Below are 16,300 nucleotides of genomic sequence, written 5' to 3' on the forward strand. Positions count from 1 at the left end.
AGTGGATCTCGATGCGGCGGAGCTCGCCGCCGTGCTGCTCGAGGCGTGGGAGGGCGCGGCCCTGCGCGGGAAGGTGACCCGCAGTCGCGACCCGTATGAACGGTTCGAGGCAGTAACCCTCCCCGCACTTCTCCGTTGACCTGTGGCAGCTCCAAGTTCAGCATCGATGGCTCTTGATTTATAGACGACTGGTCATCTATTATAGAGAAGCCCGCCAACCACGACATGGGGCAAGGAGCCTGAGATGACATCGAGCGAGCGTCTGAGTCAGCATCGATTTGGGTTGAACCACGGCGGCGGCGAGATGCCCGCACTCGGGTTTGGGACTTCGCTGTCCGATAACAGGCAGACACGAAATGCCGTCAAGGCCGCGGTTGAGGTGGGTTTCCGCCACCTCGACGCCGCCGAACGGTACCGCAACGAAGCGGAGGTCGGCGCAGCCCTCAAAGAGCTGTTCGCCGACGGAACAGTCCGCCGCGAGGAGCTTTTCGTGACCACAAAGCTGTGGAACAACAACCACCGACCCGAACGCGTCAAGCCAGCGCTTCAGGCCAGCCTGGACAGGCTCGGGCTGGACGCGGTCGATCTGTATCTGGTGCACACGCCGTTCGCGTTCAAGCCCGGCGACGACCAAGATCCCCGCGATTCGCGCGGCGAAGTCGTCTACGACGACGGGGTCACGCTTGAGGAAACCTGGGCCGCGATGGAGGCCCTTGTTGACGACGGACTCACTCGAGCGATCGGCCTGTCCGATATCGACGCCGCCGGCACCGAAAAGATCTTCAACACCGCCCGAATCAAGCCGGCGGTCGTGGAGGTCGAGTCGCACCCCTATCACCCCCAGTGGGAACTCCACGAACTGTGCAAGACACATGGGATCATCCTGTTAGCGTTCGCTTCGCTGGGGCACGGACTGGAACCGCGACTGCTCGACGATCCCCTCGTTGCTTCGATCGCTCGACGTGTGGGAAAGACTCCCGCGCAAGTGCTTCTAGCCTGGGGCATTCAGCGCGGCAGCGCAGTTCTCACCGGATCCGTCACGCCATCGCGCATACGCGAGAACTTCGATGTGACGGCGCTGCCCGAAAGCGCGATGCAGGAAATCAACGAGCGTCTCGAAACTCGCGTCCGGTTCAATTCCGTCGCAGATGCCGGGCAACCGGGATTTGCCGAAGTGCCGCAAGATAATTGAGGAATTTGGGGCACCGGCGTCCGGCTAACCGGTCGGGTGCGTGTTCAGCGCCATCGCCAGAAAGTCCAGGCGCCAAAGCGATTGGAATAGTTGGCGCGCGAACTCCTGGTGGTCATCCTCGCTCTCGCGGGACGCGTCGGCGCGCTGCGCGACAGCCGAGGCGATCTCTCGAATCGTGCGACGGCCGTCGGCATGCTGAACGAAGGGCAGTTGATCCTGGTTGAGTTTGAGTTTCCCACCGGGCGAAAGAATCTCGTCGCCGGACAGCAGGCACGCGGTTCGCGCCACCGGAACATAATCGAGCCAGCCGGCCGTCGAGAAATCGATGGCGTAATCCTGTTTCGGACGGTCGGGGCGGCAGGCGAGGAAAAAGTGGGTGGCATTTGCCGGCTGCAGACGTTCCATCACCGACCAGAGTTTGACGTCGGGCAACTGGTCCAGAACCGATTTGAATCCGCTGGCCGGCGTCGAAAGGTCGTTCGGGTAGTACGGCGTTTTGTAGAACCAGCCCTGAAATGCGAGTCCGGCCGAGTCCACGAGGTCCAGACACTCGTCGACGGTGTAGCTTCGCTGCCGACTGTGCAAGAACGTGTCGACCAGGGCGCCGTCGGACACCATGTCGGTCGCCCGCGCGAAGTAGTTCATCACCGGATGACCGCCCATGAGCATCGCAATCGCGTCTTTGGCCAGTTGAACCGAGGCTTCGTCCTGCGACAGCCCCAGGTCGCGAAAGACTGATTCGAGCAGGTCGACTCCGAACCGGCCGTACTTCGCGTACAGCATGACGGCGAGCGCCCCGTCTCTGCGCAGACACCCGCCGAGCGCCTTCAGCCCGGCCAGCGGATCAGCCATGTGGTGCAGCACGCCGCTGGAGACGATGAGGTCGAATTCGCTTGCGAGCGTTGACACCTCCTCGATCGGAAGCAGATGCAGCTCTAGGTTCTGCAGCCCGTGCTTGTCTTTCAGGTACTGGTGGTGATCCAGCGCCGACCGGCTGACGTCGATCGCCACCACTTTCGCGGAGCGGTTCTTGAACGCGAAGACGGCGGCCTGAAAGGTGCCGCAACCCGCGATCAGAATGTCGAGGTCCGGCTGGTATTCACGGTTCGGCCACAAGACCCGATGAGCCCAGAAGGGATCGAACAAATCCCAGTGGTTTTTGGTCCACGCTTCGAGATCGGTTACCGGAGGCGGATATTCCCACCGGTCGTATTGGCGCGAGACGGCGTCGACGCGTGGATCGTCGGTCACTCAGCGCCGCGTGAGGATCCGGATGACGATGGTCATGATCATCAGTAGCAGCGGGATGAAGAAGACCGCCACCGTGATCGCGCAGCCGCGCTGCGACGTCGATTGCACCCCTGCCCGGCCGACGTTGAGGGCCGCGAAGCGCGTCTCCTGCAGCGTGCGCTTGGTCTCGATGGTGTCGCGGTCGATGATGAGCGCCTGAGGGATGAGCGCACCGGTGGCCGGCCGCATCCCCTCGACGCGGCGCACCGCGGTCCCGATCGCCATGATCTCGATCAAGCCAGGCGCCAGCTCTATGATCCGCAGCTTGTTGCCGATCACGCGCTCGGCGCCCAAACGGGTCGCTTCGCCGCGGAGCAGGTCCAGGGCGTTCTCGCGGGCGTGGTAGATGAGCTTGGTGACCTGCGGCAGTTCGCCCCTGCTGATGCTCCTGAACCGGGTACCGATGCCGGCGGCGAGCCCCAGCGAGTAGACCGAGGTCGCCATGACGAGCTGCACCGGGGCGTAGCCGAGTGTGGCGAGATTCCAGATTTCGTCGCCGGTCAGCTCGGAAGTCACCACCTGATCGGGTGACACCGGGCCCTTCGAGATGCTCGCATGGTAGGAGGCTGTGCCGGTCAGCAGCAGCTCAAGAGTGCTGGGTCCGTACGGGAGCATCTGGATGATGACGTCGACGACGGAGTTCGCCCCCGCAGCCGCGGCCTCGGCGCGCAAGCGCTCCAGCGCGTGGTGCCGGATCGCGTTGTACATCTGTGAAAACTCGTGGACCTCACCCTGGGCGAAGGTCCGCAGCGATCCGGTGATGCCGCGGCCGATCCCGAGCGCGTAGGCGATGTTGCCCATCACAAAGCGCACCGGCTGGTAGCCGACGTCGAGGTGACAGTACAGCTCCATCCCCGAGGCGGCGCTGGAGAAGATGCGAGCGCGGCCACCGGCGCCCTGGGCGTGCACGGAAGTGCCCTGCGCGAGGAACTCGGTGTAGCCGGCGAGGGTGCGGAGCTCGGTGATGACGCTGGTGACACCGACGGCGCCGTGGCCGCGCGCCTCCTCCTCCATACGGTGAATCGCGGCGTGTCGGCCGTTGGAGATCAGCTCGGTGACCGTCGTGATCTCGCCGCCGGCGAGCGTTTGCCCGAATCTGGCGATGCCGCCGCCGAACCCCATCGAACACACGCTGTTGCCCACGACGATCTCGCCTGGCGAAAGTCCCTTCTGGGCGAGGCAGTAGACCTCGTTGCCGGACATACCGGAAATCAGCATTGCAACCCCCCGAGGTCAGACTCGCTAGCGGCTTGCTGAATATAGAGCCTGAGCAGCATTTAGGGAATACGAGCGCAGGCCACCTCCGCACACTGGCAGGAGCGCTCGACCGACGTCCGGCAGCTGCCCGTCAGCTTCGGGGCACCGTGGGTTGGCACGAGAATCTGGTAGAGGGCGGGCTGCTGCGCGAGCGGTGCGGTTGGGCGCCAATAGCGCGCAAATTGGTGTTGCAGCGCACGCACCTCCGCGGAGTCCACCAGCACCGTCTCCTCGAGGCGGCGCATCGGCATCCCGCTTCTGGTGAAGAACCGGTAGATCTCGGGTGTGGCGATGCCGTATACGACCCGCACCCGTGTCGCGCGAAAGAGCTTGAGCGAGAAGGTATACAGCTCTCGGTAGATGCGACTGCGGAACTCGCGCAGCACGACGTTCAGCGGGTCGTCAGGCAGGGGGGCGACTTCGAGGATCGGGCTGACACTGAAGCGGCGCAGTTCGGCGATCGGCCCGGCGCCGGCAGGCTCGTGGGGCAACTGCGCGCCGTCGGCGGCCTCGAAAAGAGACAGCGCCGGCACGGTGTCGCCGATGACGACCTGAAGCGTGCCGACCAGCGCTTTGGTGTCGCCCAGGGTTAGATATGCCGCCAGCGTGTAGGTGTGCGCGCGCGGGTCGAACAGCTCGACGGGCAACGCGGGAGGGTGCTCTCCGGTGTGGTAGTGCGAGCAGTAACCCCAGTTGAGCATCATGGCTGCGTGGCCGGCTTCGTAGGTGTCGGGGCCGACGAGCGCGATCGTCACCTCGTCGGTGGTCGGGCGGTGACGGAACGGCGCGATCAACTCGTCGTGCAGGGACTGCAGGCTCGGGTGCGGCGTGACGGTCAGTTGCGCGATGGACGCCATCGTCGGCAGCTGGTACGCCAGGCCGGGCAGCCTGAATCGGGCCGTGACCACGGTGGGTGTCGTGAGATGAACGTTCATTACGCCTCCAGGGGTTTGGCGGGTGGCTTGTGGGGTGGGGGGTCGTCGTGGAAAGTCAGCACTTCGTCGAGCGGACGGCGCAGGGCCCGCGTCGCCGGTTCGGCGGCGATCGCAAGGCGCAGCAGCAGGATTTCGCCGTGCTGCTCGGCGACGATCGGGAATAGCGCCACGAACCGCCCGCGCAGTTCGCGCAGTTCAGCCACCGCGTCCCGATCGAGCCCGGCACCTTCGGCGTGCACCAGGCGTGCGAACAGGAAAGTGGCGGGGCTGACGGGCTGTACGGCGATGCCCTGTTCGGTGGCGGTGAGCCAAAAACGTTGCAGCGCACGGCCACCGTCGAAAAAGCAGCGGCTGCTCCAGGTCGGCATGGTGAGCAGGCCGACGCAGGATGCGGCGTCGATGGCATCATGCGTGAGTTGCTCGAACGCGCCGCCGCCGCGCCACCGTTTGAGGTTGGCGACGACAGGCCACGATCGTGCGACCGACAGGCCGGCCCGTTGGGTGGCGGTCAAGTCGATGGTGGCCAGGTCGATCCCGTCGCCGGTGGCCCGGGTCTCTTCGGGTGTCCATCGGACTTCGCGGACGAAGTCGTCGTGCCCGCGCCGGTGCAGCAGACGCAACCGCTCCACGGCGGCGCTGATCGCCGCGAACTCGGCCAACTCGGACTCCGAGGTCAAGAAGCTCAGCTGCGCGCCGGGCACGGTTCGGGTGATTTCCTGAAACGTGCGGAGTTGGGGGGCGCCGATCGGCTGACGCGGTCCGAGCGTGCGGTTGGTCATCCGGTGGCCGATAAAGCCGGCCAGATGGTCGCATTGGTGGGGTTCGCGGTGCGGCAGGACGCCGTCGTCGCGGGCGAAGGTGAACGCGGCCACCAACGACCGCACGCCGCTGTCGAGTAGCGGATGCAGATGCACGTGCAGCCCCATCGCGTGCGCCTGCAGGACCAGGTTTTCCCCGGCCGCCCCCAGGGCCAGTTGGGTGGCCGTCGACTTGATGTCCAAGAACGCTCCACGCGACGGGTCACTGAACACGAACAGGCGACCCTCGTGGTGCAGCCACTGCCAGGGTTGGGCGTTACCCCCCGAGGGCGCCAACGTGGCTGACCCGACGAGCCGGGTGATCTCGGCGCGGTCGAGGCGCTGCGCGTGGCCGAGTGGGGGCAGGACCAGCCGACCGACGGCGGCCACCATGTCCTCGACACTCAACGGCGGCGGCGGTTCCTGCTGCGCACCAACGTCCTTCGGGCGGTCGTTCTTGTCGGTGACGAGCTCTTCCAGGTCGAGGTAGAAGCGCCCGGACTCGTGGAATTGGTCAAGCAGGATGCGCCGCGACACGTCGCTGACCGCCGCGCCGCCCAGCATCACCGCCCCGCCCAGTTGCGGCCAGGTCGGGATGGTCTGCTCCACCTCCAACATCGAGGCCTTCAGGCGATCCGACACGGTGTCGATGCCGAGCATCGCCAGGACGTAGGGCACCTTCTCCTCAGCCGACAGATGTCTGAGCCCATCGGCGTCGAGATGCTCGATCAGCCCGTGCAGCAGCGGGCGGTCGGGTTCGAGGTCGAAGCGTTCGACGTCGAGCATGCCGCGGTCGCTGGTCTGCATCAGCACCGGAATGCCGGCGGCCCGGGCGTGTTGGCGGGCCAGCACCTTGATGTCGAGGCTGTCGCACTCCTCCACCAGCAAATCGAGGGCGCCGCCTTCGGTGAGGAATGCGTCGACAGTGGATTCGGTGATGCCCTGCAGCGCGCAGTCGACGCGCAGGAACGGGTCGAGTTCGGCGATCTCCCGGGCGGCGACCACCGTTTTGGCCAGGCCCAGCGTGGCCACCCCGGCGCGGACCCGGTTGAGGTTGCTCAGCTCCAGCGTGTCGAAGTCGGCGAGACGGATCTCACCACATGTCCGTTCCATCGCCAGGGCCAGCGCGATGGTCTGCCCCACCGACAGCCCGATGACCCCGATACGCTTGCCCGCCAGGGCTTGTTGCTCGTCGGGAGTGATCTTGTAGTGGTTGCGGCTCGTTCGCACTGCGACGAACTCGGGCTCGTCCAGCAGGTGAACCACCCTGCGCGCCCACGGGTAATAGACCCAGACGCCGTAGTGCGCAGCAATCACGCCGCACAGCCTTTCGCGGGCCGCGGCGGCCAGGGCCTGGGGTGAAAACTTCTGACCGGGATTGCCGATGCGTACCAGCTCGGCCAGCTGCGCGAGCAGCGTGTCGTGCACCTCGATCTGCGGATCGCGCAACAACGGCAACAGGACTTGCAGGTCCGCATCACGCTGTGGCCGCAGGATCAACGGCCGATACTCGTCGGTTCTGTTAACACGCTGTGCTACAAGGGATTCGAGGTCGGCATCAGACATCGGTACGCTCATGATGCTCCTCCGCCAGACAAGAAAACCCGGGTCGGCAGCCACTCAGCGTCGATGCGCGCGAGCCGATCCGCGTCTAACGGTGCGGTCGCCGGCTTGGCGGATCCTCAACGGATTCTCAACGGATTCTTGGAACGCCGTCGTCCGTTCGGCCAATCCGGAAAGGCGTACGACGCATACTGCTAGCAAACCTCCTGGCAAGAAGGAGCGCGGAGAATGAAGATTCTCGTCGTCGGAGCCGGTCCCGCCGGGCTCTCGTTCGCCACGCTCATGGCCGAAGCAGAGCGCCGGGCCCAAGTCACCGTCATCGAGCGCGGCGCCGCATCAGAAGAGCCGGGGTGGGGTGTGACGCTGCGCGACAACGCTTTATCGTTTCTGGGTCTCGGCGACCCGTCGGCGATGAAAGCGCTCGAGGGCCGCGCGTTCTTCCACCGCGGCGAGCGAGTCGTGGATTTGCCGAATCCTGCCACGCACCTGGTCACCGTTTCCCGTGCCGAGCTGACCCGCATTCTCGGTGAGCGGAGCGCCAGGGCCGGCGTCGACATCGTCTACGAGACCGACGGCGCGACGCTTTCGGATGCCGATCTCGCGCGATACGACGTCGTCGTCGGCGCCGACGGCGCCAACAGCGGCATCCGTCGTCGTTTCGCCGAAGCATTCGGGCCCACGGCAACACAGGGCGACAACGAATACGCTTGGCTCGCAACGCCTGCCACCTTCTCGAAGCTCACGATCCTGCTTCGCGACGAGGAGGTACCGCTGCTCGCCTGGGCCTACGGGTATTCCGAGAATCGGAGCACCTTCATCGTCGAGTGCTCAGCAGCCGCGTTCGCCAGCGAAACATCCTTCCGCGGACCGGCCGACGGGTGCTGCCGTCGCATCGCGGAGGTTTTCGAAAGCGAGCTCGGTGGGCAGCCCGTTCTGCACGGGCCTGCGTTCCGTTGGCAACGCTTCGCGATGATCTCGTGCCAGCGTCTCGCCCATCGCAATGTCGCTCTCGTCGGCGACGCGGCGCACACCACGCACTTTTCCCAGGGGTTCGGGACGATGTTCGCGTTCGACGATGCGATCGCGCTCCACGCCGCCCTGATGAGCGCGCCCGACACCGCGCATGCACTCGAGTCGTACGAAGCGTCGCAACGACCCAAAATCGAGAACTTTCAGGCGACGAGCGCCAAGAGCATGCGTTGGGCTGAGCAGATGGTGGCCGCCGGGGGCCGGCGCGACGACCGTGCGGTGCGCGACCTCATTGCGGCCCGTTGGTCGAACAACGAAGTGACCCAGGGACCGCTCGACGACTTTCGACCGCAATCACGTTCCGACCGGCCTGCCGAGCAGTTGGGGCCCGGCATCCTGGATGGGGCCCTGCGCGGCTACCGCCTCACGCAGTTGGTTCACGTCGTCGCCAAGCTCGGTGTTCCGGACGCGCTTATCGCGGGCCCACGGACCGCCGGCGAGATCGCGCTCGACGTGGGCGCCGACCCCGGGGCGCTGCACCGGCTGCTCCGCGTTCTCGTCGACGTCGGCGTCTTCACCCAAACCGCCGACAATCGGTTCGGCCTCGGCGAAGACGGGCAACTCCTCCGCAGCGACGTGGAGGGGTCGCTGCGGCCTGCGGCGATCATGTACGGCGAGTCCTGGTGGTGGGGCGCGTGGGGAGGTCTTTTCGAGGCGGTGCGCACGGGACGCACTGCGTTCGATCAAGTGCACGGAGTTGGTCTGTTCGACTATCTCGCGTCCGATGCCGAGGCCGCGCAGCTGTTCCACGCATCGATGGGGCTGATGACGGCCGCTCAGGCGGACGCGGTCGCCGCGGGGTGGGACTTCTCGACTACGCAGCAGCTCATCGACATCGGCGGCGGAGAGGGAGCGCTGGTCCGCGCGATCCTCGCGTTGCATCGGCACGTCTCCGCGGTAGTTTTCGATCGCCCACTGGCGGTCGAGGGTGCGCGGAAGAGACTCGCTGCACTGGCGAGCGAGGGACGCTGTGATTTCGTCGTCGGCGACTTTTTCGTGGAGGTCCCGGCAGGCGGTGACACCTACACACTCAAGGACATCGTTCACGATTGGGACGACGACCGCGCGATCGCGATTCTGTCCACCGTCAGAAGAGCGATGGCCGACTCTGGGCGGCTGCTCGTGATCGAACGGGTGCTGCCGCCCGGCGCGACGCCGTCACCGGCGAAGTTCGTCGACCTCTCGATGCTGGTGCTGACCGGGGGACGTGAGCGAACGGAGGCGGCCTATCGAGACCTTCTCGAGCGGGCCGGCTTTACGGTGAACGCTGTGGTTGCGGTGAGCGACGAGATCTCGGTGCTGGAAGCCATACCGGTCTGAAGAGGAAGAGGTTGCCATGGCGACAATCGTCATCGCCATCATGGCGGTGTTCTTTTTCGGCATGGGCGTGGTCGCGCTGGCGGCACCGGCCGCCATGCTGCGCCCGTTTGCCATCACGCTGGCCGAAGCGCAATCCCGGTCCGAGGTGCGCGCGGGGTACGGCGGGTACGGTCTAGCGATGGCGGCGATCCTGGCTATCGCCGCCGTTGATTCCGGGTTCCACCGTTCCGGAATCATGATCACCGTGGGGGCGGCGCTGGCCGGGATGGCGTTCGGTCGGCTCGCCTCTGCCGTCGTCGACAAGCGAACGTCGTTCTATCCCAACTGGTTTTACTTCCTGGTGGAAACCATTGGCGCTGCCGTGCTGCTGGCCACCGCATGAGGGGGCAGGAATACGATTCATGCCGCGCGGGTTCGCCATCCCGCTCGTAAAGTCGAACTCGGCTGCGACACGCCGACCAGATCGAGCGAATCGGAGGATTGTCATGGGCCTGCTTGACGACCGGGTCGCCTTCGTTACCGGCGTGGCGCGCGGCATGGGGCGTAACCACGCAGTGCGTCTCGCGCGCGAAGGCGCTTCGATCATCGGCGTAGACGTCGCGGCCGACGTTTCATCCCACAACGGCTACCCCGCAGCCACCGAGGCGGACCTGAAGGAAACCGCTCGTCTGGTGCAGGCCGAGGGCCGACCATGCGTGCTGGAGGTCGCCGATGTACGGGACTCCGACGCGCTGGAAGCGGTGTTGGCCGACGGGGTCGGGCGCTTCGGTGGACGCCTGGATGTTGTGGTCGCCAACGCGGGTATCAGCAACTGGGCGCGCTTCTGGGAGATGTCGGACGAGCAGTGGCAGACGATGATCGACGTCAACCTGACCGGCGTCTGGCGAACGATGAAAGCCGCAGTCCCCCATATGCTTTCCGCCGGGAACGGTGGCTCGATTATCACCGTCAGCTCGGTCGCGGGAATCAAGGCGTTGCCTAGTCAGAGTCACTACACCGCCGCCAAGCATGGTGTGGTCGGGCTGACCAAGTCGGCCGCAATCGAGCTCGGGGAATACAACATCCGGGTCAACTCGATCCACCCGTGGGGGGTCGCCACAGCGCCGGCCGAAGACCCGACTGTCGGCGAGGTGCTCACTGCCCATCCGAACTTTGTCATGTCCTTCGGCTGCGTGCTTCCCACGCCGTTTCCCGCGAGTGTCGACGACATCTCCGATGCCGTCATCTATCTGGCCTCGGATCTGTCCCGTGCCGTCACGGCAACACAGCTGACCGTCGACATGGGTGCCACCAAGGTCTGATTGCAGGGTGCACGAACACCGTGTCCTTTGTAAGGCAGCATTTTTGGGCGTCGCCCGAGCGCCAACGGGTCGATGAACCGCTTGGCTCAAGACATCTCGTCCGGAGAACACACCGTCCCTGATTTTGACCACGCCGTGCGGTTGACCCATTTGCTCGATGACGTCGTGCAGTCAGCCGACACTGGTCACCGGATCACCAACCTCTAATCGTCAGTCGTGTTCGGCGGCGCTTTTGGCGCGGCTTTGGGTCGCGGCTTGCTCGTCGTTCGTGGTAGATCGGTGCGAGAATCTTCAGCCCATCGCGGATCGCCGCCTCGTCGATAGCTCCGTAGCCCAGCACTAACGCTGATGGCGCCGAGCGTGGGAGGGACCAATGCCAGCTGGCTCCCTCAATGTGGACGCCTCGTTTGAAGGCGGCGTCAATGAGGCCCAACTCGTCACACCAATCCGGTAACTGCACGTAGAGGTGGAGGCCCGCGGCGACGCGTTTGGGTATGGCGCCGGGCAGCGATCTCGCGACCGCTTCGAGGGCCGCGTCGAGTCGGCGGCGATAGATCGGACGGTGCTGCCGCGCCCGACGCACAAGCGTTCCTGCGCGGTATGGGCGGCCGCGAAATCGGACTCGGTCTTGGCCTTCTTGCCATGATGCGCGTCAACGGTCCTGTCAAACCCTGGCTTATCGCCGCCCTACTCGCAGACAGCAGCGACGTCGTAGGCATCGCGGGAGCGTGGCGGCACATGTTGCCAGCCAAACGCTTCCTCGGCTTAGGGACCGCAGGCGGTGCCGCGGCAATCGGCGCCGTTCTGCTTGCAACGCAGCCCACATCCCGCCGTTGTGGACCGCTTGAGTCCCCGGTCTTGCCAGATGCGGTGTAACCGGGAGGCTGCGCACTGTGCCCCACGTCGACACCCCCTTGCTTAAGATACATACGGTCTGTATCTTAATACATACCGTATGTATCTTCTGAAGGGATCTGGGATGAGCAACGCACTAAGGGCTATCGAAGAGGATCGCAAAGCCGTCTTGGCGTTGTGTGCGCAGATTCCGGAGGCGTTGTGGGCCAAAGACAGTGGGTGCCCAGGCTGGTCGGTACAGGACCTGTTGTCCCACATGGCATGCAGCTTCTGGCTGGCCGTCGACCCGACCAAGCTCCCCGATCCGGGCGGCTTGCCCGCCGAACGCGCGGCGGACCTCTACGTCGACTCGCGTCGCTCGATGACCCCCGAAGAGGTGGTGGCCGACTATGAGCAGGTCAGCCTGCGGGGTCTGGAGATGCTGGCTGCGGTCGCGGGCCAGGACTTCGAAGTCCCACTGGGCGATGTCGGCACCTATCCCGCTTCAGTAGTGCCGGCCGCCTTCGCTTTTGAGGCCTTCATTCATATCCGGTACGACCTGTTTCCTCCCGATGGGCCGCTGGAAGGGGAACCCCCGCCTGCCGACGAACTCCGGCTTGGCCCGACGCTCGACTGGATCGAGGCGTCGCTGCCGCAGCAGAACGCGAGTCTGTTTGACACAATAGGAAATTCGGTCCAGATACGCCTCGACGGACTGTGTGCGCGAACGCTGAACATCGGCGCCGGCACCGACGTCGCCGCCCACATCACTACCGATTCCTTGGCGTTCGTGCGGTGGGTGACCCAGCGGGGCACCTGGGAGGACTTGGGAGTACGGGCCGAAGGTGATCCGTCGACCCTGGAAATGGTCCGCAAGCTCAGGGTCTTCTGACGCGCCATGGGCTCCGATCTCGTTACGCGCCGTTTTCGAGGGCAACATGCGGTATGCATGAAACCGTGGGCCCGATCCCGGAAAAGCGCCGCACGCAGGCCGAACGCGCAGCCGACACGCGTGACGCGCTTATTGCCGCCGCCCGCCCATTGTTCGCGTCACCGGGCTTCGCCGACGCTTCCATGGAAGCGATCGTGCGCGATGCCGGGGTAACTCGCGGCGCCCTCTACCACCATTTCGCCGACAAGACGGAGTTGTTCGCGGCGGTGTTCGAGAAAGTCGAGGGGGAAATGGCCGCGCGAATGGGCGAGAACATCGCGGCCGCAGGGGAAACCGACCCGGTCGAAGTCATGCGCCTGGGTTCGGCCTTCTGGCTGGACGCCTGCGCCGACCCCGAGGTCCAGCGCATCGTGCTGATGGACGCGCCCGCCGTGCTGGGGTGGGAACGCTGGAGCGAGATCGGGCAGCGCTACAACATCGGACTGGTGCGGGGTCTGATCAACGCCGCCATCGAGTCGGGAAGCATCCCTCCACAGCCGGTCGAGGCGACGGCATTGACCATGCTGGGAGCGCTGCGCGAGGCAACTCTCTACATCGCCCGCGCGGAGGATCAGCAGCAAGCGCGCGACGACGCCGGCGCGGTGATCGACCGGCTGGTCGATTCCCTGCGCGCCGTCACACCACCGGGGCGACGCGGTCAGCCCGCGGCCAGGTCGCGCAAACGTGGCGGATCCACCAGGCATAAGACCTGACTTGGCTCACGATTCGGGCTGTGCCACTTGGCAGCGGATGACGGTCACGCCCGGGCGCCTCGAGTGGGCGGCCGGGAATTGTCGTACCCGGCTGCAAGGATGAATTCATGTCGTTGACCGCGTTGCCCCCGGTGGGGAGTCCAGCCCAGCGTGTGGAGGTGGCCTTCGAGAAGTTGGCGGAGTTGGCCGGTCAGCGCAACGCGATCGATGCGCGGATCGTGCAAATCGTGGCCGAGATCGAGCGCGACGAGTTGTGCGGCATCACCGGGGCCCGCTCGGTGCCGGCGTTGGTGGCCTGGAAGCTGGGCGTGTCCCCGGCGAATGCCCGCACGATCGCCACGGTGGCGCGCCGGGTGGAGGAGTTCCCGTTGTGCGCCCAGGGCATGGCCGAGGGGCGGCTGTCGCTGGATCAGGTCGGGGTGATCGCCGCGCGCGCGGGTGAGGGTTCTGATGAGCATTACGCGCAGTTGGCCGCGGTGGCCACGGTCAACCAGCTGCGTACCGCGGTCCAACTGGAACCGCGACCCGACCCCGAACCCGATGCGGGGCCCGAGCCCGAGCCGCGGCCCTCGGTCACCAAGACCTCCGATGACCAGTCCTGCTGTTGGCGGATCACACTGGGACACCCCGAGGCCGCGACCTTCGAGGCGGCGCTGGCCTCGCATCGCGACGCGCTGATCGCCGAATGGAAACGCGAGCACGGCGAGGACGAGGACGAGGGTGAGGCCGCCGAGCTGCGGCCCCCGCTGCCGTCCACGGGTGAGGCGTTTCTGCGGCTGGTGGAGGCCGGCTGGGACGCCGAGGCCACCCGCCGACCGCACGGGCAGCACACCACCGTGGTGGTGCACGTCGACGTCGAGAAGCGTGCGGCCGCGTTGCATCTGGGTCCGCTACTCACCGACGCCGAACGCTAGTATATGACCTGTGATGCCACCTGCGAGGTGTGGTTCGAACGCGACGGCCAGCTCATCGGCGCCGGCCGAACGACCCGTCAGATCAGCCGGCGGCTGCGCCGCGCCCTGGAATACCGCCATCCCACCTGCGCGGTGCCCGGCTGCGGGGCCACCCGCGGCCTGCACGCCCACCACCTGCGGCACTGGGAAGACGGCGGGCACACCGAACTAGACAACCTGGTCCTGCTCTGCCCGTATCACCACCGGTGCCACCACCGCGGCCACATCACCATCACCGGACCCCCCGACCATCTCACCGTCACCGACAGCACCGGCCGACCACTGCGCGCGGGATCACTCGCCCGCCCACCCACCCGGCCCCCACCCGCCGTCCCACCCTGGTCCGGACCCCTCGGCGAACGCGCCGACTGGTGGTGGTACACACCCTTCCAACCCTCGGACAAACCGGGCACCGCATCCAAGCTCAAACCGGATGGGACATAGACAATTTCGATTGCGCTGGCCCGCGACCCGACATGTCGCGCAAACGTGGCGGATCCAACACGCATTAGACGACTGGCGGAACCGGGCAGTGCAGCACACCGCACACGGTCCGGAGCAGCTCAGACTCCTCCAAAGTGACTACCCTGTCGGCCATTACCGTCGTGACGACGGCGGCAACCAGGGTGGACTTGTCCTTGCCCTCGAGCCCGTCGATCACCGGCCACACCTGTTCGAGCGCGAATACGCTTTCGATCGGCACGAACGGAATCCGCGTCTGGGGGTAGGCGACCGAGAGTCCCGCCTGGAATGCCGCAGCCGCGGCTCGTGGGTCGCTGTTACCGGTCTGCGCCAGCAACGCGATCAGACAGGAAACGGCGTTTTGCGCGCTGGCCAGGTTCTGACGCCTGCCCCTCCACGGCGATCCTGACGTCAAAGCCTCGTTCAATCCAACGAAAATGAGTGTGCCAAGACAATATTCGAAGATGTCAATCCGGCCGTCAGCGTTGATCAGTTCGCCCACCACCGATAGCACCTGCCGCGTCTCTGCCTCGGGGCGACCACGCAGAGCAGGAAACGCGAGTGTCGTCGTCGTCCCCGATGTCGCCGGCCAGACGGAGGATCAGGCCAGGGCGGCGCTGAACGCCGCCGGCTTCACGAACGTGGTTACCTCACCCGTCGACAGCCCGAAGCCAGCCGGCGCCGTGCCAGGCACCAATCCGCCTGCGGGACAGTCGGTTCCGAACGACACCGTGATTCAGTTGCAGATATCCAAGGGCAACCAGTTCGTGATGCCCGACCTCACCGGCATGTTCTTGGCGGACGTCGAACCGCCGCTCCGGGCGATGGGGTGGACCGGCACCCTGGTCAAGGGTGCCGACGTGGCCGGCCCAGACCGGCAGCGCAACCGTGTTGTCTCTCAGAGTCCAGCGCCGAACACCGCCATCAACCGCGACGCCGACATCACGCTGAGGTTCGGCTCGTAGCTCATCCTGGGTCGACTCGTGAAGCCCGCGGAGCGCTTAAGTTGTGGGTGTGGCAGCTCGCGCCGTCCTGGTTACCCCGTTGTCGGGGCCGCTGGCCAGATTCGGGAAAGCAGGGGCGAGCGCCCTTGCTCTTTGGGCGGAGCATTCCGCAGTAAGTCTGCGGGTCATCGACGCTTACCCGTCCGCGGCGTCCGCCGTGCGGGCCGCCGAGGCTGGCCGGCCCGACGTGGTGTTCGGGCCCTACGGTTCGGGGCCCGCGCTCGCGGCCGTGGCCGCCAGCAAAGGGGTCGTCTGGAACCACGGTGGCGCCACCAGCCAGCTGGCGCGGCCGGCGTATCCGCGTGTCGTCAATGGGGAGTCTCCCGCTTACCGCTATCTCGCCGCGGTGCTCGAAGCCCTTGTCGCCGAAGGTCTTGGTGAGGGGTCTGAGGTGGTAATAATGCACGTCGACACGGGGTTCGGCCGCGAGGTGGCCGAGGGGGCGGCGGTGGCCGCCGGGCGCCTCGGCCTCCTGTCGCGGTCGGTCAGTTTTCGTCCAGGCCGGGCCAGCGACGTGCTGGCGCAGGTCCCGACGGCCGATGTGCTGTTGTCGGCCGGTTCCTTCGACGACGACGTCGCCATCGCGCAGCGGGATGGCGAACACCGTTGGCGCGCAGTTGGATTGGTCGCGGCCGGGGTCGATGAGCTCCGGCACGCCATCAGTGATCGCGTTGAGGGGCTTTACGGACCGTGCCAGTGGTTCGACGACGAGACAGATG

General features: G+C 65.9%; 12 protein-coding genes and 2 pseudogenes. 9 read left to right on the forward strand and 5 right to left on the reverse strand.

Annotation, left to right across the window (positions count from 1 at the left end; all coding sequences use genetic code 11):
* The first annotated feature begins 244 nt into the window (after window positions 1–244).
* A complete protein-coding gene (locus VML93_RS13585) occupies window positions 245–1,192 on the forward strand; it encodes an aldo/keto reductase (RefSeq protein WP_325611329.1) in 948 nt (315 codons plus the stop codon).
* A gap of 24 nt (window positions 1,193–1,216) precedes the next feature.
* Here the strand turns inward: VML93_RS13585 and VML93_RS13590 are convergent, their stop codons facing one another.
* The 4 genes from VML93_RS13590 to VML93_RS13605 are packed head-to-tail and all read right to left on the reverse strand — an operon-like array spanning window position 1,217 to window position 7,049.
* On the reverse strand, window positions 1,217–2,443 hold the full coding sequence (locus VML93_RS13590; protein ID WP_325611330.1) for a methyltransferase: 1,227 nt from the start codon (window positions 2,441–2,443) through the stop codon (window positions 1,217–1,219).
* Complete coding sequence (locus VML93_RS13595; RefSeq protein WP_325611331.1) at window positions 2,444–3,700, reverse strand: heavy metal-binding domain-containing protein; 1,257 nt, start codon at window positions 3,698–3,700, stop codon at window positions 2,444–2,446. It lies immediately after the preceding gene.
* A gap of 59 nt (window positions 3,701–3,759) precedes the next feature.
* Window positions 3,760–4,674, reverse strand: coding sequence for a hypothetical protein (locus VML93_RS13600; RefSeq protein ID WP_325611333.1), 915 nt, complete (start codon window positions 4,672–4,674; stop codon window positions 3,760–3,762).
* On the reverse strand, window positions 4,674–7,049 hold the full coding sequence (locus VML93_RS13605) for an Rv1355c family protein (protein ID WP_325611334.1): 2,376 nt from the start codon (window positions 7,047–7,049) through the stop codon (window positions 4,674–4,676). The genes VML93_RS13600 and VML93_RS13605 overlap by 1 nt, the downstream gene beginning before the upstream one ends.
* 213 nt (window positions 7,050–7,262) lie before the next feature.
* Between VML93_RS13605 and VML93_RS13610 the strand changes: the two genes are divergently transcribed.
* From VML93_RS13610 to VML93_RS13635, 6 genes and pseudogenes are all read left to right on the forward strand, one after another.
* Window positions 7,263–9,383 (forward strand): methyltransferase, encoded by a 2,121-nt coding sequence (locus VML93_RS13610; RefSeq protein WP_325611336.1) that lies wholly within the window; start codon window positions 7,263–7,265, stop codon window positions 9,381–9,383.
* Between the two features lie 16 nt (window positions 9,384–9,399).
* Window positions 9,400–9,765: a DUF4345 family protein gene (locus tag VML93_RS13615; RefSeq protein WP_325611338.1), complete on the forward strand. Its 366-nt coding sequence runs from the start codon at window positions 9,400–9,402 to the stop codon at window positions 9,763–9,765.
* A gap of 103 nt (window positions 9,766–9,868) precedes the next feature.
* Complete coding sequence (locus tag VML93_RS13620) at window positions 9,869–10,684, forward strand: mycofactocin-coupled SDR family oxidoreductase (protein WP_325611341.1); 816 nt, start codon at window positions 9,869–9,871, stop codon at window positions 10,682–10,684.
* Between the two features lie 979 nt (window positions 10,685–11,663).
* Window positions 11,664–12,410, forward strand: a complete 747-nt coding sequence (locus VML93_RS13625) for a maleylpyruvate isomerase family mycothiol-dependent enzyme (RefSeq protein ID WP_325611343.1) — start codon at window positions 11,664–11,666, stop codon at window positions 12,408–12,410.
* A 53-nt stretch (window positions 12,411–12,463) separates the two neighbouring features.
* Entirely contained in the window at window positions 12,464–13,162 is a 699-nt protein-coding gene (locus VML93_RS13630) for a TetR/AcrR family transcriptional regulator (protein ID WP_325611345.1), read from the forward strand.
* A 107-nt stretch (window positions 13,163–13,269) separates the two neighbouring features.
* Window positions 13,270–14,559, forward strand: a pseudogene (locus VML93_RS13635) (HNH endonuclease signature motif containing protein).
* A 64-nt stretch (window positions 14,560–14,623) separates the two neighbouring features.
* Here VML93_RS13635 and VML93_RS13640 read toward each other — a convergent pair.
* Window positions 14,624–15,079 (reverse strand): hypothetical protein, encoded by a 456-nt coding sequence (locus tag VML93_RS13640; protein WP_325611346.1) that lies wholly within the window; start codon window positions 15,077–15,079, stop codon window positions 14,624–14,626.
* 70 nt (window positions 15,080–15,149) lie between these two features.
* On the opposite strand from VML93_RS13640, the pseudogene VML93_RS13645 reads away from it, so the two are divergent.
* Both VML93_RS13645 and VML93_RS13650 read left to right on the forward strand, forming a co-directional pair.
* Window positions 15,150–15,542, forward strand: a pseudogene (locus tag VML93_RS13645) (PASTA domain-containing protein); the annotation flags it as partial.
* A 49-nt stretch (window positions 15,543–15,591) separates the two neighbouring features.
* Window positions 15,592–16,300: hypothetical protein (locus VML93_RS13650; protein WP_325611347.1), on the forward strand; the 709-nt coding region annotated here is incomplete at its 3' end.

It is taken from the genome of Mycobacterium sp. (genome assembly GCF_035499775.1).
Taxonomy (GTDB): Bacteria; Actinomycetota; Actinomycetes; order Mycobacteriales; family Mycobacteriaceae; genus Mycobacterium.